Origin of the sequence: Exiguobacterium sp. UBA6282, assembly GCF_002440475.1 — a bacterium.
Classification (GTDB): domain Bacteria; phylum Bacillota; class Bacilli; order Exiguobacteriales; family Exiguobacteriaceae; genus Exiguobacterium_A.
In genome coordinates this window covers 1-23,473 of the sequence record NZ_DJUM01000047.1, presented here as the reverse complement: position 1 = coordinate 23,473, position 23,473 = coordinate 1, and the positions used below count along the sequence as shown (strand labels likewise).

Sequence of the window (23,473 nt, the reverse complement as noted above, 5' to 3'; positions counted from 1 at the left end):
AAATATAGGAAACAAGGTGGCTCTCGTTGCATTCTCTGCACCGTCGAGCCACCTTGGATTCATTAGTTACGACGTGGTGGACGTTGTCCGTCACGTGGTGGGCGTGAACCCTGATCCCGGCGTGGCGGGCGGTTCTCACGCTCTGTCTTTTTCTTTTCTTCGTATGCGGCACGGTCTTCTTCGCTTAACCCTTCGACGAGCAGGACTTTGTGCGACGCGTTAACGCGTCCTTTGTCATCGATTTCTGTGACACGGACTTTTAGCTTATCTCCAAGTTTAACGACATCTTCCGTTTGACCAACACGGTCAAGTGCGAGTTCCGAGATGTGGACGAGTGCGTCTTTTCCTTTGAACAATTCGACGAATGCACCGAATTTCTCAACGCGACGGACCGTTCCATCGAACTCTTCACCGACGACGACTTCACGGACGATATCTTCGATCAATTGACGGGCACGATCGATGCCAGCTTGATCCGTCGAAGCGATAAAGACTGTTCCGTCTTGATCGATGTCGATCTTAACGCCTGTCTCATCGATGATACCGTTGATGACTTTACCACCAGGTCCGATGACATCACGGATTTTATCTGGATTGATTTTAAGTGTGACGATTTTCGGCGCGTATTGCGACAATTCGACACGCGGTTCAGCAATGACAGATTGCATATGCTCAAGAATATGCAGACGACCAAGACGTGCTTGTTCAAGTGCTTCTTCAAGAATTTGACGCGTGATTCCGCCAATTTTCATATCCATTTGGAGAGCTGTGACACCTTCGTGAGTTCCAGCGACTTTAAAGTCCATATCTCCGAGATGATCTTCCATCCCTTGGATATCTGTCAAGATCGAGTAATTTTCGCCTTCCATGATCAAGCCCATCGCGATACCAGCGACAGGTGCTTTTAATGGAACACCCGCATCCATCATGGCAAGGATCGAACCACAGATGGAAGCCTGTGATGAAGAACCGTTCGACTCAAGCACTTCTGACACGAGACGAATCGTGTACGGGAAATCAACTTCATTCGGAAGAACTGGTAAAAGTGCGCGTTCTCCGAGTGCCCCGTGACCAATTTCACGACGACCTGGTGCACGCATCGGACGTGCTTCCCCAACTGAGAATGGTGGGAAGTTATAATGGTGCATGAAACGTTTCTCTTCCTTCAGACCAAGTCCATCAATGATTTGAGCGTCACCCGCAACACCAAGTGTCGCTACAGACAAGACTTGTGTCTGACCGCGTGTGAACAGACCTGAACCGTGTGCACGTGGCAAGAGTCCGACTTCTGAATCAAGCGGACGGATCTCAGCAAGACCACGACCATCTGGACGAACTTTGTCTTCCGTGATGAGACGACGGACTTCGTCTTTGACGAACTTGTTGAGCACGCCTGATACTTCTGCCAGTTGCTCTGCTGTGACAGACTCGTCAGCTGCATACAACTCGATGTATTTTGCGATGACTTCGTTGATAGCAATGTCACGCGCTTGTTTTTCTTCAACTTGAACCGCTTGTGTGACTTCTGCTAATGCTTCTGCTTTCAGGCGATTGACGATTGTCTCATCGAAGCTTGATACCGTATATTCGAACTTCTCTTTACCGACTTGTGCGACGATTTCTTCTTGGAACGCGATCATTTCCTTGATGACATCGTGTCCAAGTAAAATCGCTTCAAGCATTGCTTGTTCCGATACTTCCTTCGCACCTGCTTCAACCATGTTGACGGCATGTTTTGTTCCAGCAACTTGAAGGTCGATGTCGCTGACTTCCATTTGCGCTGAAGTCGGGTTCACGACGAATTCTCCGTCGACGCGACCGATCGTCACGCCTGCGATTGGACCGTCGAATGGAATATCCGAGATCGAAAGCGCAATCGAAGCCCCGATCATCGCAGCGACTTCTGGTGAATTGTCAGCATCTGACGAAAGAACCGTCGTCGCCACTTGTACGTCGTGACGGAAACCATCCGGGAATAATGGACGGATTGGACGGTCGATCAGACGCGAAGTCAAGATCGCGCTCTCTCCAGGACGTCCTTCACGTTTAAGGAATCCACCTGGGATTTTCCCTGCCGCATATAATTTTTCTTCATAGTTCACTGTTAATGGGAAGAAATCTAAGTCCTTTGGTTGTTTTGATGCAACGACCGTAGCAAGAACGGCTGTATCACCGTAGCGAATCAATGCTGCTCCGTTCGCTTGTTTTGCTAATTGACCGATTTCAATCGTTAATGGACGTCCACCGAGTTCGGTCGAAAACGTCTGTTTTGTTTGTGACATGCACAAATCTCCTCTCACTGCTATCCGTTTTTTCATTCAAATCTAATTATGTAGGTTCTTGCGCAAAAAGTCCATGAATCGGCAAAAAAAAGAAACAGGAGACGATGCTCCTGCTTCCCTACCTCGTTCTCGTCGGGATTAGCGACGGAGACCAAGACGCTCGATCAACGAACGGTAACGTGCAACATCCTTGTTACGAAGGTATGTGAGCAAGTTACGGCGACGACCGACCATTTTCAAGAGACCACGACGTGAGTGGTGATCCTTTTTGTGTGTACGTAAGTGATCGTTCAAAGTTGTGATCTGTTCAGTTAAAACAGCAACTTGTACTTCCGGCGAACCAGTATCGCCTTGTTTCGTAGCATATGCTTCGATGATTTCGTTTTTACGTTCTTTTGTGAGTGCCATTGTCACTCCACCTCCATCTTATAAATGACCGTATTCCCGAGCATCGGATGGTGAGACCAGATGCCAAGTGAATCGGCTGTACGTGATCGTACTGACCTATCATAACGAACCCTGTCCGTACTGTCAAACGCTTAATTGTACATTTGCTTCTTCGCGGTCCCGTGCCAATTGTTCTTTCAATTGATCGATACCGTTGAAGGCTTTTTCATCGCGTAAGTAAGCGATCCATTCAAGCGTCAATTCTTGACCATAAAGATCTTCATCAAAGTCAAGAAGATGCGTCTCGATACTGACGTCTCCCGTCTCATAGAACGTTGGGCGTCTCCCGACATTCGTCATCGCCTTGAACCGGCGACCGTCTGCTAAGCGAACGAATGTCGCATACACACCAAGTTTCGGAATGACGTAGGCGAATTCCGGTCGCATGTTGGCTGTCGGGAAACCGATTTGCCGTCCGCGTGCGTCACCGTGAATGATTGTGCCTTTGATTTGGTAGGGTTCTCCAAGCAAACGTGCAGCCGGTTCGACTTCTCCTGCAGCAAGTAAACGACGAATCCGGGTTGAGCTGATCTTTTCAGCTTCTTCTTGGAATTCTGCTACAACGGTATGCGTAAATGTGCCACGACTATGAAAATCAAGCGTCGCCATTTTGCCGGCTCCGAAGCGACCGTAGGAATAATCGAATCCAGCAACGACGTGTTCTGCTCCAGACGCAATCAGATATTCGTCGACGAAAGCTTGCGGTGATAATTCCGAGAAAGGAATCGTAAACTCAATCACATAAACACGATCGACACCAAGCTGCTCGAGTTTCTCTAATTTGCGTTCAAGCGGCGTGATGTAGTGGACTGGTTCATCCCCTTTACCAAGCACTTGTTTCGGATGGGGATCAAAGGTCATGACAGCCAAAGGCAGGCGACGAGCCTCCGCTTCTTTTAGTGCTGCTGCGATGACTTGCTGATGTCCGAGATGTACACCGTCAAAAAAGCCGAGTGCGATGACAGCAGGGTCTTTTTGAGGTTGTTCCGGATATGTTAAATGTATGATGTCCATGATGCTCTCTCCGATCTTAATCGATTTGTAGCATGACCTCAACGCGTGCTACCTGTTCTTCTGGAAGACGTCGATATAGCGCTAAAGGTACGTCTTCTTCATTATAGACAGTAAACAGCTCGAATTCGACTGGAATGCTTGTTAGCTTTGCTCCGTTCAAGACACGTTGCGCTGTTGACGCATCGACCGTCAAGCGTGGCCATTTTTGGATGACGTGTTCAATCGGTAGAACGTGTTGCATCCGTTCTTCGACCGTCTCATACGATTCGAGTGTCTCAAGAGTCACTGTATCCGTCTCAGCAATCGCACCAGAGCCTGTCCGGCGTAGTTCACTCATGTGTGCCGCGTAACCAAGTCGTTCTCCGATTTCTACTGCTAATGTCCGAATATACGTTCCTTTTCCACAAGCGATATCGAGACGGAAACGACAAAGACCACCTTCGAACACAAGGTCCGATGTCCGTTCTAATCGATCGATGCGGACGATTCGTGTCGGTCGTTCGACTTCAATGCCTTTTCGTGCATATTCATATAGTTTTTTCCCATTCACTTTAACAGCTGAATAATACGGTGGCGTCTGCTCGATCTCTCCTGTCAATTGAGTCAAGATGTCTGCAATTGCTTCCTCGGTAATAGTTCCCGGTTCAACCGCTGTTTCGCGAACTGTTTCCCCGTGCGCATCTTCCGTTGTCGTTGCAAAGCCAATCGTCACTTCCGCTGCGTAGCGCTTTCCTTCATCCGTGATGAAGCGGGCAAGCTTCGTCGCTCGACCGAGACAAATCGGTAAGACACCCGTTACTTCCGGATCAAGCGTACCTGTATGTCCGACTTTTTTCGTTTGAAACAAGCGACGTAGACGAAAGACGCAATCATGACTCGTCATACCCGCTGGTTTATCTAACGGTAATACTCCGATGGGTTCCACGTTATTTCCTCCTTGAAAAAAGGCAACCACACACGTGGTTGCCTTAGATGTTAATCTTTGTTCAAATTCCGAAGCAACTCATCAATGCGTGATCCGTATTCGACAGAAGAATCGACCTCGAACAATAGTTCAGGTGTTTTCCGTAGACGAATCCGCGATCCGATTTCCTTGCGCATGAAGCCTTTTGATCTTTCGAGACCGATGCGCGCATCCTCACGTGCTTTTTCGTCACCGAGGACCGAGTAGAAGATCGTCGCTTGTTGTAAGTCTCCTGTCACTTCGACACCTGTGACGGTAATCGTCTTGACGCGAGGATCCTTGACATCTTTGATGAGCAATTGCGTAATTTCCTTACGCATCTGTTCGGCGACACGATTCGAGCGTAAACTCATATTTATTCCCTCCAGTTCGGAAGAATGGATTCCGTTCTGTTACTTCCGTTTGACTTCTTCCATGATGAACGCTTCGATGACATCATCGACTTTGATATCATCATATTTTTCAATCTTAATTCCACACTCATAGCCAGTAGCGACTTCTTTGACATCATCTTTGAAACGACGAAGTGTATCGAGTTTTCCTTCGTAGATGACGATACTGTCACGAACGACACGGACGCCTGCATCACGCGTCAACTTACCTTCTGTGACATATCCACCTGCGATCGTACCGACTTTCGATACTTTGATGACATCGCGGACTTCAGCTTGACCGATGATTTTTTCAACGAATTCAGGATCAAGAAGACCTTTCATCGCTTGCTCGATTTCTTCGATTGCGTTATAGATGATCCGGTGAAGACGAATTTCGACTTTCTCCTGATCCGCCATTGATTTCGCGTTACCATCCGGACGAACGTTGAATCCGATGATGATTGCATTCGCTGCCGAAGCAAGGATGACGTCACCTTCCGTGATGGCACCGACACCTGAGTGTACGATGTTAATTTTAACACCTTCGACATCAATTTTCTTCAATGAACCGGCTAAGGCTTCAACTGAACCTTGTACGTCACCTTTGATGATGATGTTGAGGTCCTTGACTTCGCCTTCTTTAATACGATCGAAGAGATCTTCTAAGCTGACTTTCGCCGAATCACGACGTTGTGCTTCGATTTCACGCTGGTAACGCGCTTCACCGATTTGGCGGGCTTTTTTCTCATCTTCGAATGCGAAGAATTGATCGCCTGCTTTCGGTACGTCGTTCAAACCTGTGATTTCGATTGGCGTCGATGGTCCAACTTCTTTAACACGACGACCGATATCGTTGACCATTGCCCGGATACGACCGAACGTGTGACCGACAACGATTGGATCCCCAACACGAAGTGTTCCGTGTTGTACAAGAAGCGTCGCGACTGGACCGCGTCCTTTATCGAGTTTCGCCTCGATGACTGTTCCGCGACCGTTCATTTCTGGTGTTGATTTGTATTCTTGTACTTCTGAAACGAGAAGAATCATTTCGAGCAATTCATCGATACCGTCACCTTTAAGTGCTGAAACGGGTACGAAGATCGTATCGCCACCCCAGTCCTCTGCAACGAGTTCGAACTCTGTCAATTCTTGTTTGACACGGTCTGGGTTTGCGCCTTCTTTATCCATCTTGTTGACAGCAACGATGATTGGAACGCCAGCTGCTTTCGCGTGGCTGATCGCTTCTTCCGTCTGTGGCATGACACCGTCATCCGCTGCAACGACGATGATCGCGATATCCGTGACATCTGCTCCACGTGCACGCATTGTCGTGAACGCCGCGTGACCTGGTGTATCAAGGAACGTAATTTTCTTGCCGTCGATCTCAACTTGGTAAGCACCGATGTGCTGTGNNTACCGTGGTCAACGTGTCCCATGATCGTAACGACCGGTGGACGCTCAGACAATTCGTACTGGTCGAGATTCAATTCGTACTGATCAAAGTCCGTCTCATCGACTTGGACTGTCTTCTCGACTTCAAAGCCGAACTCTGTCGCGAGAAGTTCCACTGTCTCGTCATCAAGATCTTGGTTGATGTTCGCCATGACACCGAGACCCATCAATTTCATGATCAGTTCATTCGGTTTTTTCGCCATTTTTTCAGCGAGTTCACCGACTGTCAAGTTGTCAGAGTATTGAACGACGTTTGCCATCGCCTCTTCTTGTGCACGGCGAGCAGCTTTACGTTGACTCGACTTCGAGTTCGGATCCGCTACTTCAAGTTTACGCGGTTCTGCTTTCTTTTGGTTCGGACGACGTTTGCCGCCACGGTTGTTACGGTTGCCGAATTCTGGGCGTCCGCCTTTGCTGTTACGTGATTGGTTACCTGCTGGTTTGTTTGTACTTCCTGGTCGGTTCGGTTTATTATCTGATTTCACTTGTTTTGGAGCCTCCGTCTTTTGAGCCCGATATTTCTCGGGATTAAATACTTGATCGAGTTGCTGTACTGTCTGTTCATCTAATACTGCCATATGATTCTTGACTGGTTTCTCCAGCTTTTCAAGCTGGGTGATGACCTGCTTACTTGTTACATTTTGTTCCTTGGCGAATTCGTATACACGTTTACCCAAAGGATCCACCTCCAATTAGTCGTTCGAGAGGAGTTCAGTTAGCTTTTTCGCAAATCCGGCTTCATTGACTGACACGACAACACGCGCATCCTTTCCTAATGCTTGACCGAGAATCGTACGGTCGGCGACTTCTAGGTAAGGAACCTGATAACTCGTACATTTATCTGTGACTTTCTTACGCGTGGCAGCCCCCGCATCTGCTGCTAAAAGAACAAGCTTCGCTTGCCCTCCTCGTACTTCTTTCAGTACGAGTTCTTCTCCCGTCGTCACTTTTCTAGCTCGATTCGCGAGACCGAGAAGGGATTCCCATTTACTCATTTGTACCTCCCGCGATTTCAAGCAATTCATCGTATAAGGCATCTGTCGTCTTGACCTTTAAATGATGATCAAGCGTCCGTTTTTTCTTCGCCGTCGCAATGACTGCCGCATCTTTCGATAAATAGGCACCTCGCCCATTCATCTTACCATTTAAATCGATGACGACCTCTTGTTCAGGTGTCCGGACGACACGAATTAATTCTTTTTTCGGTTTCATTTCTTGTGTGATGACACACTTACGTAATGGTACCTTTTTTTGCACGAATTATTCCTCGCCTTCGACTTGGACCGCTTCTACTGCCGGCTCTTCCGTCGCGAAGACATCTTCGAGATCCATCGCTTCCGCTTCAGACTCGCTCTTGATGTCGATTTTCCATCCTGTCAATTTCGCTGCGAGACGCGCGTTTTGACCACGTTTCCCGATTGCAAGCGACAGTTGGAAATCTGGAACGACGACGATTGTCGCTTTCGCTGGTTCGTTGACATAGACCGCAACGACTTGAGCTGGGCTGAGTGCGTTCGCGACATATTCTTTCGGATCATCCGAGTAACGGACGATATCGATTTTTTCCCCGTTCAAATCATTGACGATGCGTTGTACACGTGCCCCTTTTTGTCCGACACATGCACCGACTGGATCGATGTCGTCCGCTGCGACTGCGATTTTCGAACGGTCGCCCGCTTCACGCGCCACAGACTTGACTTCGACTTCGCCACTTGAAATCTCTGGTACTTCGATTTCGAAGAGACGTTTTAAGAGACCTGGATGTGTCCGTGATACGAGAATCGATGCCCCTGATCCCTTGACCATCGGATCAACCTTCGTGACGTACACCTTGATGCGATCACGAATCCCGAAACGCTCGTTCGGCATTTGCTCGTGTGTCGTCAAGACAGCTTCGATACCTTCTAGGTTGACGTACAAGTTGCGTGCATCTTGACGCTCGACGATACCTGTCATGATCTCGTCTTCACGATCCGCGAAGTGATTGTAGATGCGTTCGCGTTCTGCTTCACGCATTTTTTGTGTGACGATTTGTTTTGCTGTTTGTGCTGCAACACGACCGAAGTCGCCTGGCGTCACTTCGACTTTATGGAAATCGCCGAGTTCATATGTCGGATCGATCTCGTGCGCCTCTTCAAGCGAAAGTTGCTCTTCTGGTTGTGTCAATCGTTCGACGACTTCCTTAAGCGCGAAGACACGGATGTCTCCTGTCTGCTGGTCGAATTCGACCTTTACAGCCTCCGACTCTTTTCCGAAGTTGCGTCGGTACGCTGAAATCAATGCCTGTTCGAGCGCATCGATGATGATGTTCTTGTCAATTTCCTTCTCTTTCGCGATTTGATTGATCGCCTCGAGTAACTGTGGTCCCATCGTTCTCTTCCTTTCCGTCAGAACATTACCGCAAGTCGCGCAAGTGAAATCTTGTCGACCGGTATCTCAATTTTCAATTTTCTTGTTTTGACACGCACTTCGATTTCAAGCATCTCAGGTGTATACGCGAGCAACGTTCCTTCGAATTCAACCGCATTCTTTACCGGATCGTGCGTTTTAATGTACACATGTTTCCCAATCGCCTTTTCGAAGTCCTCGTCTTTCTTCAGTGGACGTTCCGCTCCTGGACTAGCGACGTCGAGGTAATACGGCTCGTCGATCGGATCATTGTCATTCAATGCTTCCGATAACTGTTCATTGATTTTGACGCAGTCTTCAAGATCTACGCCACCCTCTTTGTCGATGGAGACACGTAGGAACCAATCCGCCCCTTCTTTGACGAATTCAACGTCGACTAGCTCCATCCCCTCTCGTTCGACGATTGGTTTTGCGAGCGCTTCGACCTTTTCCGTTACGTTCGTCATCTTCATCCTCCTTCAAAAAACAAACAAGAAAGGAGCAGGTCCCCCTACTCCTTCCAAGTCGTAGTATAAAAAACATTTCCTCACTCAATATAGCATAGGAAAGCGCTCAAAGCAAGTGTTCCTAAGGGCTTACAAGTCGAACAAGGAGAGCTGATTCTCGTCTGGTAACCCTTCGAGACAGCCTAGGTTATCGAGCGTCTCGATGATCGATTTCGACAATTTGGCGCGTTTTTGGAGGTCTTCCTTCGAGAGGAATTCGCCGCCTTTACGTGCTTCGACGATTTGCTTCGCAGCATTCGTCCCTAGACCTGTCACGGCATTAAACGGTGGTAACAACGTATCCCCGTCAATGAGGAATTCCGTTGCACTCGAGCGATAGAGATCGACCTTTTGGAACGTAAAGCCGCGTTCGATCATCTCGAGCGCGATTTCAAGAACCGTGTACAATCCCTTATCCTTCGCCGTCGCTTCGAAACCTTTGTCCTTGATGTCTTGCAAGACTTTCCGAACGGCAGCAGAGCCCTTATTCATCGCACCGATATCAAAATCACCCGCACGTACCGTAAAGTACGAAGCGTAGTAATACATCGGATGATGGACTTTATAATAGGCAATCCGGACAGCCATCAAGACGTAAGCGGCAGCATGGGCTTTCGGGAACATGTACTTGATTTTCTTGCAGGAATCGATATACCAGAGCGGCACATCGTTCTCGATCATCGCCTCTTCCATGTCAATCGAGAGTCCTTTCCCTTTACGGACCGACTCCATGATTTTAAAGGCAAGTGACGGTTCAAGACCGGCATAAATCAAGTAGACCATGATGTCATCTCGACAACCGATGACATCTTTTAGTTCACACGTTCCGTTGTAAATTAATTCGCTGGCATTTCCGAGCCAGACATCCGTTCCGTGCGAGAGTCCTGAAATCTGAACGAGCTCTGAGAACGTCGTCGGTTTCGTCTCCTCTAACATTTGGCGAACGAACTTCGTCCCAAACTCCGGAATACCGAGCGTTCCCGTTTTTGAATCAATCTGTTCCGGCGTCACACCGATCGATTCCGTCGAACTGAAGATTTTCATCACTTCTGGATCATCGACCGGAATCGTCTTCGGATCACGTCCCGATAAATCCTGTAGCATCCGGATCATCGTCGGATCATCGTGACCGAGGATATCGAGTTTGAGTAAGTTATCGTGAATCGAATGGAAGTCGAAGTGTGTCGTCTTCCATTCAGAACCCATATCGTCTGCCGGATACTGAATCGGACTGATATCATAGATATCCATGTAGTCCGGTACGACGATGATCCCTCCCGGGTGTTGACCAGTCGTCCGTTTGACGCCAGTGACACCACTGACAAGACGATCGACTTCCGCATTCCGATATGTCAGCTCATTCTCTGACTGATACCCTTTGACATAGCCATACGCCGTCTTCTCAGCGATCGTACCGATCGTTCCGGCACGGTAGACGTAATCGTCACCGAACAAGACTTTCGTATAGGCGTGTGCTTGCGGCTGGTATTCCCCACTGAAGTTCAAATCGATATCCGGTACTTTATCCCCTTTAAATCCAAGGAACGTTTCAAACGGAATATCATGACCATCCTTGAACAATGGGACATCACATTTCGAACAGGACTTATCCGGTAAGTCGAATCCCGAACCAACGGAACCATCATCGAAGAACTCCGATTCCTTACAATTTGGACAGACATAATGCGGTGGTAATGGATTGACTTCCGTGATCTCCGTCATCGTCGCAACGAGACTTGATCCGACCGATCCCCGTGAACCGACCAAATAGCCGTCGTCGAGTGATTTTTTTACGAGTTTATGGGAAATCAAATAGATGACAGCGAATCCGTGACCGATAATCGACTTCAACTCTTTTTCGAGTCGGGCTTCGACGATCTCCGGTAACGTCTCGCCGTAAATCCGGTGCGCCATATCGTACGACAGATTCCGAACTTCTTCGTCTGCCCCTTCGATCTTCGGTGTATAAAGATCTTTTGGAATGATATCGATGTTCTCGAACTGTTCCGCGACGGCTTGACTGTTCGTGATGACGAGACGTTCCGACACATCTGGTCCGAGGAACTTAAAGTCGTCCATCATTTCCTTCGTCGTCCGGAAATGCGCCGGTGGCAATTGTTTTCGCATGTTCAGCATGTTCGCTCCACCTTGCGTCCGGATCAAAATTTCTCGATACGTGGCGTCATGTTGATCGAGATAATGTACGTTACCAGTCGCGACTGGTAAGATGTCATGTTCTTCCGCGACACGGATGATCTTTTTGATCAGCTCGCGCAGTTCAAGTTCATTCTGAACGATTTCCCGTTCGATCAAATGACCATACATCGCTGGTGGTTGAATCTCGATGAAATCATAGAACTGCATCACTTTTGCTAAATCTTCGTCCGACTTATTCAAGGCGGCATCAAATACCTCGCCGTTATCACAAGCTGACCCGATGATCAATCCATCCCGATGTGCGATGAGTTGCGAGCGTGGTGTCCGCACGACACGGTGCACGTGTTTTGTGTGAGCAATCGAAATCAATTGGTACAGATTCTTCAAGCCCGTCCGGTTCTTCGCATAGACCGTCGCGTGGTATGGTCGTGCCCGCGAGATATCTTTTCCCATCTCTCGGTTGAGTGAGGCATGTGTCTTCATGTTGAACATCTCATCTGCCATTTGAAGCAACTTGACCATCAAATATCCTGTCGCTTCCGCATCATAAATGGCGCGGTGATGCTGCGTCAATTCGATGTCAAATCGTTTCGCGAGTGTGTTCAACCGGTGGTTTTTAAGTGTCGGCATCAGGACACGGGCTAACTCAAGCGTATCAATGACCGGTAAGACTGATTCATCGTGACCACCAGACCGGAGTGTCGCATTCAAGAATCCAATATCAAACGAGGCATTGTGGGCAACGAGAATCGAGTCGCCGACCCAGTCCATGAATTCCTTGACGACTTGTTCCGGGTCTGGTTTTCCCCGGACCATATCATCGGTAATCCCTGTCAAGTCAATCGTCGTCGCCGACAATAGATGCTTCGGATCCGCGAATGCTTCGAATTTATCGATGATATCACCATCGTGGATTTTAACAGCTGCAAGTTCGATGATCTTGTTGTACATCGCCGATAAACCAGTTGTCTCGACGTCAAAGACGACGAATGTCGCGTCATCCAAATTGCGCTCCACCGGATGGTAGGCGACTTGCACCCCGTCATTGACGACGTTTGCTTCAATTCCGTACAGTACCTTGATATCGTTTTTCTTTCCGGCATAGTAGGCATCCGGAAAACTTTGTGCACCGGCGTGATCCGTAATCGCGACAGCAGGGTGACCCCATTTTGCGGCACGCTCGACGTATTTTGTCACGTTCATGACGGCGTCCATCTGGCTCATTTGCGAGTGTGCATGTAACTCGACACGTTTCTCGCCTGCCCAAGGGTCAGCAGGGGCTTCCATCTTCACTTCTGACAGTTGGGCAATCATCATACAGAGATCGCGCAGGAACGTATCGAACTCGACACGACCTGCTGCTTGAATCCACATGCCTTTTTTGATGGCTGAGAGGATTTTGACGTCTGTTTCGTCACGCGCAAACATTTTGACGACGAGCGAGTCCGTATAATCTGTCATCTTGAACGTAAAAATTGTCTTCCCACTTCGTAGTTCACGACTCTCAGCTGAGAAAACAAGACCACGGATCGCAATCCGTCGTTCCTCATCTTGAATCGTCTTGATCGGAACGATCTCATCTTGAATTGGTTTCCCGATCCGGATTTCGACAGGGCCATCATCGTCATCTCGCGATTGTTCCCGTTTGAATTGCAACTCGAGCATCCGTTTTGCTTCTTCCATGTCTTCCTGTTTCACCTGATTTCGCAACGCTTCTTGTTTCGATTCGTTGATCTGAACAATCGGTTCACAGTTGAATTTTGGGAATCCGTAAGCACTATAGAGTAATTGTAATTCCCCACATAAGCTACTCTTTAAGAAACCTGCTTCCGGTTCACTTCGGACCGGAATGAATAGTTTCTGTTCTTTAAACTCCGGTAAGACACGCCCGAGTTGTGTCCGCATTGCCGATGAGACATCTGCGAGATCCTGCACGACATATGGCCAGTAATCATGATACATCCGTTCATCTGGACGGCTATCTGCGTGTAATATGATTTTGACTTCGGCAAATTGCTGATACCGACTTGTCAAACGACTCGTAAAGAGTTGATAGACGTTTTGGGGTAAAACATGTGGCAAGCGAATTTCAAATGTCCAGGTTGCCTTTGCTTTATTGACGCGAAGCTTCTCGAGAACTGCTTCGTGAAAGTATTCTTCAATGATACCGTTCGGTAATTCCAAGTCACTGAGCAACAGTGACATGCGTTGTTGTGTATCCACTCGCAATTGTGCTGTCTGATCGCTTCACACCGTGACAGCAACTCCTCCTCCTCTTGCGGATTGCCCAAGGGGCGAATGGGTGTGAGACAAGAAAACAGTCACTTTATGAAAAGTGACCGTCTCCATTCTTTATTCTAAACCTTCATAGAGTGAACGAACAGCCTCAACGACTTGTTCCTGTCCAACTTCTTCTGCATCGCCACCACGACGGGCTTTTAATTCGACGATTCCTTCTGTCGCTTTTTTCCCGACGTTCAAGCGAACCGGTAGACCGATCAAATCAGCATCGGCGAACTTGACACCTGCTCGTTCTTTCCGGTCGTCAAGCAAGACGCTGAATCCTGCAGCCGTCAACTCACGGTACAGTGTCTCTCCGAGTTCGAGTTGTTCTGCATTTTTACCATTGACGACGATTAAATGAACATCGTATGGCGCGATTGCTTTTGGCCAAATGATTCCACGCTCATCATAATGTTGTTCAACGACTGCCGACAATGTCCGCGAGACACCAATGCCGTAACAACCCATGATGAGAGGTTGTGCTTTACCGCCCTCGTCGAGGAACGTCGCTCCCATTCCTTCTGAGTAACGTGTTCCGAGTTTGAAGACTTGACCGACTTCAATCCCGCGAGCGAACTTGACTTGACCGTTACCGTCTGGTGACGCGTCACCTTCTTCTGCGAAGCGCAAGTCTGTATATTCTGCTTCGAAATCACGGCTTGGGTCGACATGGATATAATGCGTTTCCGCTTTATTTGCACCACAGACAGCGTTCGTCAAGGCACGAATCGCGTAGTCCGCGACGACCTTCATATCTGCCCCGATTGGTCCAAGTGTTCCAGGCGTTGAGTGAAGCGCTGCTTCAATCTCTTCGTCGCTCGCCATCGTGATGTCGAGTGCACCGAGATAGTTTTTCAACTTGATATCGTTGACTTCGTGATCGCCCCGGACGAGTGCCATGACAAGCCCTTGCTCCGTCTTGAAGATAACGGTCTTGATTGATTCGTTTGCTGGTAAATTCAAATGTGCGCTGACCGCTTCGATCGTCTTCGCATCTGCCGTATGCACTTCTTCAAGTGCTTCTGGTGCTTTGTCTTGCTTCGGATAGGCATCGATCGACTCTGCCATCTCTAAGTTTGCCGCATAGTCCGACTGATCCGAATAGACGATCGTATCTTCACCGATTGCTGCTAACGCATGGAACTCATGTGTTCCACTACCACCTATCGCACCTGAGTCAGCGACGACTGGACGGAACTCAAGACCGACACGTGTGAAAATCCGCGAATACGTATCAAACATGTTTTGATACTCTTCGTCTAAGCTCTCTTGTGAAGAATGGAACGAATAAGCGTCCTTCATGATGAACTCACGACCACGTAATAAACCGAAACGTGGACGACGTTCGTCACGGTACTTCATTTGAATCTGGAAGAGATTGACCGGTAACTTTTTGTACGAGTTCAATTCATCACGAACGATCGAAGTGATCAGTTCCTCGTGTGTCGCTCCGAGCGCGAACCGGCGATCATGACGATCCGTCAAGCGCATTAATTCAGGTCCATAGATATCCCAGCGTCCTGTTTCTTCCCATAGTTCAGCTGGTTGAATCGCTGGCATCAGTAATTCTTGCGCGCCCGCCGCTTCTAATTCCTCGCGGATGATCGTCTCGATGTTTGCGAGTACTCGTTTTGCGAGGGGTAGATACGAATAGATCCCAGCGGCATTTTGACGCATGAATCCTGCACGAAGCAAGAGTTGGTGACTGATGGCTTCTGCATCAGATGGTACTTCACGCAACGTTGGCATGAATAGTTTTGATTGTTTCATAATGAGTCACGAACTCCTTTGACTGAGTGATTAATTAAAAGAATTTTTGAATGTCGTTCCAAGTGACGACGAGCATGAGTAGCATCAAAAGCGCAAAACCGACGAAGTGAACCAATCCTTCTTTTTGAGGATCAACTGGTTTACCGCGTAAGGCTTCAAGGAAGAGGAACAACAATCGTCCTCCGTCAAGTGCTGGAAGTGGCAATAAGTTGAAGACTGCTAAGTTGACGGACAACAATGCTGTCCATGTCAATAGCATCGAGAACCCACTATCTGCGACCTGATCGGTCATTTTGACGATCCCGACTGGTCCTGATAATTGATCGACGCCGACGACACCCGTCACGAGATCTCCAACAGCTCCGACAATGAGCGTCGACATCCGCCATGTTTCTGAAACTCCGGTTTGGAGTGCTGTCCCGAATGATTTTTCTGTCTCATTCGTGACGCCGATGATACCGACCTTCTGTTCTCCTTGCTGTTGTACTTTTGGCGTGATTTGTGTTGTCGTTTCTTTCCCATCACGTTCGTATTTCACTTCTGTCGCTTTACCGGCACGATCTTGGAATCCAGCACGTAAATCAGTCCATTTGGCTGTATCCTGACCGTTGACCGAGACAATCCGGTCACCTTCAACAAGTCCAGCTTGATCGGCCGGAGAACCCTTTTGAACTGTTCCGATGACGCTGTCCCCCGTTGGAGAGCCATTATATAAGGCAAGACCGAACAGGATAACGAACGCGAGGACAAAGTTCATGAACGGTCCTGCAGCGATCGCAAGGACGCGCTTCCATACGGATTTCGAACCGAATGTACGATCGTACGGTGCAATTTGTGTCCGTGTCTGACCTTCAACGAGAAATGCTGTCGGTGAAACGGGGTAGCGAACCGATGTCTCGTCTTGTAATCCAACGAGTTCGAGTTGACGCAATAAGTCAATCCGTTCGACAGTAACGACTTGGTCGACTTGTGGCTGATCCGCATCGAAATAAATCGTCTCGATGACGCCGTCCTTTAACTGTAATCCGACGGTTTGACCTGATTTGATCTCAACGAGTTCCGGTTCTTCACCCGCCATCTTGACGTAACCGCCGATTGGCAACAGACGTACCGTATACAACGTCTCATTCTTAAACACTGAAAAGATCTTCGGTCCAAATCCAATCGCGAATTCCCGACAGAGAATACCTGCCCGTTTCGCCATCACGAGATGACCCCATTCATGGACGGCGACGAGTACACCGAACATCAGCACGATTGAAATAAAGGTCGTCATTACTTATCCCATCCTTAGTTAGCGAATGTAAGAGACGATACGAACTCACGCGCCCATCGATCAGCCTCAAGGATTTGATCCAAGGAAGGCTCCTCGATAAGTTCATGAGCTTGAAGCGCCGCCTCAACGCTCGCTTCGATTTCTAAAAAGCGAATGTCTCCTTTTAAGAAGCGATCCACCGCTTGTTCGTTCGCAGCATTGAGTACTGATGGCATCGATCCGCCGGCTTGACCTGCTTCAAAAGCAAGTCGCAACAACGGATAACGCTCAAATGAAGCATCAGCAAAGTGTAGGCGTCCGATTTCCTTTAAGTTTAACCGTTCTCCCCCTTGAATTTCAAGGCGGGACGGATATGTAAGAGCGTACTGAATCGGTTCTCGCATGTCAGGCATACCAAGTTGTGCCATGACCGCACCATCGTTGAATTCGACCATCGAGTGGATGATGGATTCACGGTGAATGACGACATCGATATCTGCATAATCGACATCAAATAACCAGTGTGCTTCAATGACTTCGAACCCTTTGTTCATCATTGTCGCAGAATCAATCGTGATTTTTGCTCCCATCGACCAGTTTGGATGCGCTAGTGCTTGTTCGACCGTAACATTCGCTAACTCATCCCGCGTTTGGTCGCGGAAGCTACCACCTGAAGCCGTCAAGATGATTTGACGCACATCTTCACGACGTTCCCCGTTTAAGCATTGGAAAATCGCCGCATGTTCACTGTCAACTGGTAAGATCGTCACGTTTTTCTCACGTGCCAACTTCATGACAAGATGACCTGCCGTGACGAGTGTCTCCTTATTCGCAAGACCAATCGTCTTACCCGCCTCGATTGCAGCAAGCGTTGGACGTAAGCCAACAGCTCCTACGACCGCTGTAATGACCGTATCGACTTCGGGATGCGTCACGACATCAAGCAATTTTTCTTCACCGACAACGATCGTTGGCTGATAAGTCAAGTGTTGCTCGAGTTCTTGACGTGTCGTCTCATCTTGGACGCCGACAAGCATCGGTTGCAGACGGTTCAACCACGGTATGGCGACCGTCGTGTTTCGACCAAATGCAAAACTCGTCAATTCAAAAAGGTCTGGATTAGCCGCAATGACATCGAGCGTCTGCGTACCAATCGATCCTGTACCACCGATGATACTGATTTTCTTCATAATGAAGTGCCTCCTCAAGCAAAGATATCAAGTACGACGAGGACCGTAAAGACGATCATCATGCTGTCGAACCGATCTAGAATACCACCATGACCCGGTAGTAACGTTCCAGAATCTTTCACACCATAATGGCGTTTGTAAGCAGACTGGACCAAGTCACCAAGTTGCCCAACGACGGCAACGATGATGGCAAGGACAATGACTTTCCCAAAACCGACTGTCGGTTCGATACCTTCAAATACGACACCGAGTAAGATGGCAAGCAGTACGCCACCGACTGCCCCTTCGATCGTTTTGTTGGGACTGATCGACGGCCACAGTTTATTCTTACCGAATCGTTTCCCGACGAAGTAAGCGCCTGAATCCGTGAACCAGATCAAGAGGATAATCAACAGTGACCACGTTAATCCGTGTTCGAGTAAGCGGATATAGGCGAATGATGCAAAACCGACACCGACATACACGGCCGTCAGCAGTAAAAACGCAACATCATCGAACGTAAAGACATTTTTTGAGAATACGTTCCAGAAGAGACCGATCAATAAAATGATCATTGCCCAAGCGATTGGCGAAAGTCCGATCGGAAGCGTCTGATCGACTGCTTCTTCATAAATACCAACGAAAGGCAATAACGTCCCAATACCAAACAGAATCCGAGGAACGCGTGAGCCGCTCCATTGTCGCATCCGAACGAGCTCGGTATATCCGAGAAGCGTTAAGATTGCCATAAATGCTAAAAAGGGAAGTCCGCCGAGATACAGAAGTGCCAAAAAGATAGCACCAGCCCATATCCCTGTGATGATTCGAGTTTTCATAAGCTAGTTCCTCATTTAATCAGACGCCACCGAATCGGCGTGTCCGTTGATTGTAATCTTCAATTGCTGCTAAGAAAGCATTTCGGCGAAATTCTGGCCACAAGACGTCTGTGAAATAAAACTCCGCATATGCCGCTTGCCAAAGTAAAAAGTTCGATAACCGTTGTTCCCCACTCGTTCGAATGACGAAATCGACGTCGGTTACGGATCCTGTCATCAACTCGCGTTCAATCGTCTCCGTTGTAATCGCATCCGGTGACAGTGTTCCTGCCTGAACCTGTGCGCCCAGTTTTTGCATGACTTGAACGAGTTCATCGCGTCCTCCATAATTCAGAGCGAAAATCAGACGAAGTCCTGTATTATGTTGCGTATCCAGTTTCGCTTGTTCCACTGCCTCACGTGTGAAATGAGGGAGGCGTGATACTTCTCCTGCTACCTCGACTTTAACATTTTGCGCGTCTAACTCTTTTAAATCCGACTCTAAGAATTGCGCCGGCAGCTTCATGAGAAAACTCACTTCTTCTTCCGGACGCGTCCAATTCTCCGTCGAGAAAGCATATAATGTCAGACTCTTAATGCCGAGTTCATTTGCAACCCGAACGACTTCACGAATCGATTTCATACCTTCGCGATGTCCCATGATACGCGGAAGTCCGCGTTTTTGTGCCCATCTACCGTTTCCGTCCATGATGATAGCGACATGCTCCGGTACCCGATCATAGGTTTCGGTTTCTTTCGTCTGATTCAACCATTGAAACATCCGCACTTCCTCCTCTCTCAATTATGAAGAAAGGGACTCTTCGTGTGACAAAGAGTCCCCCCCATGACGATCCGTCGCGTCATACTTCCATGATTTCTTGTTCTTTTTCCGTTGCCGTCTGATCAAGTTGTTTAACGAACTTGTCTGTCAACGTCTGAACATCTTCTGTGTATCCACGCAGATCATCTTCTGTCAATGCGCCATCTTTTTCTTGTTTCTTTAACTGCTCGTTCGTATCACGACGAATATTACGGAGGGCAACTTTACCTTCTTCCGTATACTTCTTGACGAGTTTGACGAGTTCCTTCCGGCGCTCTTCCGTTAGTGGTGGAATCGCAAGACGGATGACCGTACCATCAGACGACGGCGCAAGACCAAGATCAGCACGTTGAATCGCTTTTTCGATTTCGCTGACCATTGATTTATCCCAAGGAGTGATCAAGATCAGACGTGCTTCTGGTGTGTTGACGTTCGCTACTTGATTGAGCGGTGTCGGTGAACCGTAGTATTCGACTTGAACGGGATCCAAAATCGCAACGTTTGCACGACCTGCGCGGAGCGTCGCAAGTTCTTTCTTAAGTGAAAGATGTGCTTTCTCCATCCGTTCTTCGGCTTGTTTTAAGATTTCTTTTGACATATTATTTCCCCCTTACGATTGTCCCGATTTCGTCACCGATGACGACACGTTTGATGTTACCTTCTTCCATCAACGAGAAGACGATGAGCGGGATGTCATTGTCCATACAAAGTGAAGTTGCTGTAGAATCCATAACTTGAAGTCCATCTTTTAAGACGTCCAAGTAAGAGAGCGTCTCGAATTTCTTCGCTTCTGGATCAACATTCGGGTCAGCTGAGTACACACCATCGACGTTGTTTTTCGCCATTAAGATGACCTCTGCTTCGATTTCAGCTGCACGAAGAGCAGCTGTCGTATCTGTCGAGAAGTACGGGTTCCCTGTACCTGCTGCAAAGATGACGACGCGTCCTTTTTCAAGGTGACGCATCGCACGGCGGCGGATGTACGGTTCTGCTACTTGGCGCATCTCGATAGATGTTTGGACGCGTGTCTCGACACCTACATCTTCCAAGCTGTCTTGAAGCGCAAGCGAGTTCATGACTGTCGCTAACATCCCCATATAATCGGCGTTGGCCCGGTCCATCCCAAGTTCTGCACCTGTTTTGCCACGCCAAATGTTTCCAGCTCCGACGACGACCGCTACTTCAACGTTCAGTTCAACTAATTCGCGAATCTGTTCCGAGATAGATTTGACGATGACAGGATTGATTCCAAACCCTTGATCTCCTGCGAGCGCTTCTCCGCTCAATTTTAACACAATCCGGTTATATTTCGGTTGCATGACTATGTCCCCCTTGCTAAATTCCGTAAAAAAGGAACACGAACCACTTCCACACGAAAGTGGATTGAAGCATACGTGTTCCTTCTCTTGTCATCAGGATGATCCCGATTCTTATTTTTTAAGTTGGTTCATAACTTCTTCAGCGAAGTTCTCTTCGCGTTTTTCCATACCTTCTCCAACTTCGAAGCGTACGAATGACACGACTTTACCGCCTTTAGACTCTACATATTTACCAACTTTGAAGTCTGGATCTTTGACGAACGTTTGATCTACAAGGCAGATTTCCTCGAAGAACTTGTTCATACGACCAACGATCATTTTTTCAACGATGTTAGCTGGTTTTCCTTCGTTCAATGCTTGCTCAGTGAGGACTTTTTCTTCACGTGCTTTTTCTTCTTCTGTGACAGAAGTACGGTCAACGTAAAGTGGACGTGCTGCTGCGATGTGCATTGCAACGTCTTTTGCAACTGTTTCGTCTGTCGTACCTTCGATGACGACAACTGAACCGATGCGTCCACCCATGTGGAGGTAAGAACCGAAGACTGCATCATCTGCTTTTGTGAAGAGCGCTACACGACGGAGTGAGATTTTCTCTCCGATTGTTGAAGCTTCTTCTGAGATGTATGTGTCGATTGTTTTACCTGCTTCATATTCAGAAGCAAGAGCCGCTTCAGCTGTTTCTGAACCGTTACGGAGAACAGCGTTTGCGATGTTTTGAACGAGCGTTTGGAAACGTTCGTTTTTTGCAACGAAGTCTGTTTCTGAGTTGATTTCGACGAGTGCCGCTTTGTTGCCATCAACTGCAACTGCAGTCAATCCTTCAGCTGCGATACGATCGCCTTTTGCTGCTGCTTTAGCGATTCCTTTTTCACGCAAGAAATCTACTGCTGCATTCATATCACCGTCAGTTTCAACGAGTGCTTTTTTGCAGTCGAGCATACCTGCACCTGTTTTTTCACGAAGTTCTTTAACCATTGCTGCTGTAATAGCCATTCGATATTCCTCCTTATAACATCCTTAGTTTCAAAAAAAAGGTGATAAAAGGTCGATTCCCTTTATCACCTGGCATCACGAATTACTCAGCGTCTGCTACTACTTCTTCAGTAGTTTCAGGTGCTACGTTATCTTCGCCTTGTTTAACTTCGAGGATTGCGTCAGCCATTTTACCAGTGAGCAATTTGACTGCACGGATCGCATCGTCGTTCGCTGGGATGACGTAGTCGATTTCGTCTGGATCACAGTTAGTATCAACAATCGCAACGATTGGGATGTTGAGTTTGTGTGCTTCTGCAATCGCGATACGCTCTTTGCGTGGGTCAACGATGAAGAGTGCATCCGGAACGCCTGGCATATCTTTGATACCGCCGAGGAATTTCTCAAGACGAGTCATTTCTTTTTTAAGAATGATGACTTCTTTTTTAGGAAGAACTTCGAATGTACCGTTCTCTTCCATTTTTTCGAGTTGTTTCAAACGGTTGATACGTTTTTTGATTGTAGAGAAGTTCGTGAGAGTTCCACCTAACCAACGTTCGTTGATGAAGTATTGACCTGCACGGATCGCTTCTTCTTTCACAGTGTCTTGAGCTTGTTTTTTCGTACCAACGAAAAGAACGTTTCCGCCTTCAGACGCTACTTCACGGATGAAGTTATATGCTTCGTCTACTTTTTTGACCGTTTTTTGAAGGTCGATGATGTAGATTCCGTTCCGTTCTGTGAAGATGTATTTTGCCATTTTTGGGTTCCAACGGCGTGTTTGGTGACCGAAGTGTACACCAGCTTCTAACAATTGTTTCATCGAGATTACTGCCATGATGAATTCCTCCTTTTGGGTTTTGGATGTCCTCCGCGATGATCGTCTGTCCAGCTAACCTATTAAAGGCACCGCAGCTGGCGATACATGCGTGCGTAATTAACACCGTAGACTAATATAGCATAAAGATTACCGAGGGGCAACCTTCGTTTGATGAGAAAGTTTAGCAATCAAAGCCACCTCGCCGGTCCCCCGATTCAAAGATCGTGCAAGCGTCTCAAGATCTGCTCCTTCTCGTAGCGCCTGCTTGATATCCGTTAACGATGGTTCCTTTGAAACGGACCGTTCGACTTCGACGGTTTCTGGCTTCTCATTTGTAGCAACCTGCACTATTTGTAAAGACGCATCCGGTACTTGATCAACGGGTTCGGTTGTCTCATATATAGATGTATCCGTCATGGCGTTGACGTGCTCCATGAAATGTAATAACACTTGTTCCGTCTCGTTTTTTTCGCGTTCTAAATGTGTGATCCGGTCTTTGAGCGCCGCCTGCTGACGAAATAAAACTAGCAGGGCATAACAGACGAGTGCAGCTAATAAGATATAAACGACAGTCATAATTCTCCCTTTCACATGGCGACACGATCTGCTAAATAGGCACTTCCGAGCGCATTTTTCAACTTACGAAGCGCTTTGGAATGGATTTGC

General features: G+C 47.8%; 20 protein-coding genes and 1 pseudogene. All 21 read right to left on the bottom strand.

Features of this window, described 5'->3' with window-relative positions; translation table 11 throughout:
• Positions 1 to 62 precede the first annotated feature (62 nt).
• The 21 genes and pseudogenes from pnp to B2751_RS11865 all read right to left on the bottom strand — a co-directional run bounded on the left by pnp (position 63) and on the right by B2751_RS11865 (position 23,383).
• Entirely contained in the window at positions 63 to 2,282 is a 2,220-nt protein-coding gene (pnp, locus tag B2751_RS11965) for a polyribonucleotide nucleotidyltransferase (protein ID WP_290751315.1), read from the bottom strand.
• Positions 2,283 to 2,420: 138 nt separating this feature from the next.
• Entirely contained in the window at positions 2,421 to 2,690 is a 270-nt protein-coding gene (gene rpsO, locus B2751_RS11960) for a 30S ribosomal protein S15 (RefSeq protein WP_023468676.1), read from the bottom strand.
• A 123-nt stretch (positions 2,691 to 2,813) separates the two neighbouring features.
• Entirely contained in the window at positions 2,814 to 3,743 is a 930-nt protein-coding gene (locus tag B2751_RS11955) for a bifunctional riboflavin kinase/FAD synthetase (protein ID WP_035407075.1), read from the bottom strand.
• 16 nt (positions 3,744 to 3,759) lie between these two features.
• A complete protein-coding gene (gene truB / locus B2751_RS11950) occupies positions 3,760 to 4,668 on the bottom strand; it encodes a tRNA pseudouridine(55) synthase TruB (protein ID WP_290751322.1) in 909 nt (302 codons plus the stop codon).
• Between the two features lie 50 nt (positions 4,669 to 4,718).
• Positions 4,719 to 5,060 (bottom strand): 30S ribosome-binding factor RbfA, encoded by a 342-nt coding sequence (gene rbfA / locus B2751_RS11945; RefSeq protein WP_035407069.1) that lies wholly within the window; start codon positions 5,058 to 5,060, stop codon positions 4,719 to 4,721.
• A gap of 39 nt (positions 5,061 to 5,099) precedes the next feature.
• A pseudogene (infB, locus tag B2751_RS11940) lies at positions 5,100 to 7,210 on the bottom strand (translation initiation factor IF-2).
• 15 nt (positions 7,211 to 7,225) lie between these two features.
• The gene (locus tag B2751_RS11935) at positions 7,226 to 7,528 is read right to left on the bottom strand and encodes a YlxQ family RNA-binding protein (RefSeq protein ID WP_023468681.1); all 303 of its coding nucleotides are present in this window, start codon (positions 7,526 to 7,528) and stop codon (positions 7,226 to 7,228) included.
• Positions 7,521 to 7,790, bottom strand: a complete 270-nt coding sequence (rnpM, locus tag B2751_RS11930; RefSeq protein WP_023468682.1) for an RNase P modulator RnpM — start codon at positions 7,788 to 7,790, stop codon at positions 7,521 to 7,523. Before rnpM ends, B2751_RS11935 begins: the two co-directional genes overlap by 8 nt.
• Positions 7,791 to 7,793: 3 nt before the next feature.
• Entirely contained in the window at positions 7,794 to 8,903 is a 1,110-nt protein-coding gene (nusA, locus tag B2751_RS11925) for a transcription termination factor NusA (protein ID WP_023468683.1), read from the bottom strand.
• A gap of 17 nt (positions 8,904 to 8,920) precedes the next feature.
• Positions 8,921 to 9,388: a ribosome maturation factor RimP gene (gene rimP, locus B2751_RS11920; protein ID WP_023468684.1), complete on the bottom strand. Its 468-nt coding sequence runs from the start codon at positions 9,386 to 9,388 to the stop codon at positions 8,921 to 8,923.
• A 129-nt stretch (positions 9,389 to 9,517) separates the two neighbouring features.
• Positions 9,518 to 13,789 (bottom strand): PolC-type DNA polymerase III, encoded by a 4,272-nt coding sequence (locus tag B2751_RS11915; protein ID WP_290775058.1) that lies wholly within the window; start codon positions 13,787 to 13,789, stop codon positions 9,518 to 9,520.
• Between the two features lie 147 nt (positions 13,790 to 13,936).
• Complete coding sequence (locus B2751_RS11910; RefSeq protein WP_035407061.1) at positions 13,937 to 15,637, bottom strand: proline--tRNA ligase; 1,701 nt, start codon at positions 15,635 to 15,637, stop codon at positions 13,937 to 13,939.
• Between the two features lie 34 nt (positions 15,638 to 15,671).
• Entirely contained in the window at positions 15,672 to 16,913 is a 1,242-nt protein-coding gene (gene rseP, locus B2751_RS11905) for an RIP metalloprotease RseP (RefSeq protein ID WP_056062204.1), read from the bottom strand.
• Positions 16,914 to 16,927: 14 nt separating this feature from the next.
• Positions 16,928 to 18,082: a 1-deoxy-D-xylulose-5-phosphate reductoisomerase gene (locus B2751_RS11900; RefSeq protein ID WP_035407056.1), complete on the bottom strand. Its 1,155-nt coding sequence runs from the start codon at positions 18,080 to 18,082 to the stop codon at positions 16,928 to 16,930.
• Between the two features lie 14 nt (positions 18,083 to 18,096).
• Positions 18,097 to 18,897: a phosphatidate cytidylyltransferase gene (locus B2751_RS11895; RefSeq protein WP_035407053.1), complete on the bottom strand. Its 801-nt coding sequence runs from the start codon at positions 18,895 to 18,897 to the stop codon at positions 18,097 to 18,099.
• 19 nt (positions 18,898 to 18,916) lie between these two features.
• Positions 18,917 to 19,657: an isoprenyl transferase gene (locus B2751_RS11890; RefSeq protein WP_290774956.1), complete on the bottom strand. Its 741-nt coding sequence runs from the start codon at positions 19,655 to 19,657 to the stop codon at positions 18,917 to 18,919.
• 79 nt (positions 19,658 to 19,736) lie between these two features.
• Positions 19,737 to 20,294 (bottom strand): ribosome recycling factor, encoded by a 558-nt coding sequence (gene frr, locus B2751_RS11885; RefSeq protein WP_023468691.1) that lies wholly within the window; start codon positions 20,292 to 20,294, stop codon positions 19,737 to 19,739.
• Position 20,295: 1 nt separating this feature from the next.
• Positions 20,296 to 21,015, bottom strand: a complete 720-nt coding sequence (gene pyrH, locus B2751_RS11880; RefSeq protein ID WP_029342047.1) for a UMP kinase — start codon at positions 21,013 to 21,015, stop codon at positions 20,296 to 20,298.
• A gap of 111 nt (positions 21,016 to 21,126) precedes the next feature.
• Positions 21,127 to 22,008: a translation elongation factor Ts gene (gene tsf / locus B2751_RS11875; protein WP_056062207.1), complete on the bottom strand. Its 882-nt coding sequence runs from the start codon at positions 22,006 to 22,008 to the stop codon at positions 21,127 to 21,129.
• Positions 22,009 to 22,090: 82 nt separating this feature from the next.
• On the bottom strand, positions 22,091 to 22,825 hold the full coding sequence (gene rpsB / locus B2751_RS11870; RefSeq protein WP_012370721.1) for a 30S ribosomal protein S2: 735 nt from the start codon (positions 22,823 to 22,825) through the stop codon (positions 22,091 to 22,093).
• A 129-nt stretch (positions 22,826 to 22,954) separates the two neighbouring features.
• Complete coding sequence (locus tag B2751_RS11865; protein ID WP_035407047.1) at positions 22,955 to 23,383, bottom strand: hypothetical protein; 429 nt, start codon at positions 23,381 to 23,383, stop codon at positions 22,955 to 22,957.
• Between the last annotated feature and the right edge of the window lie 90 nt (positions 23,384 to 23,473).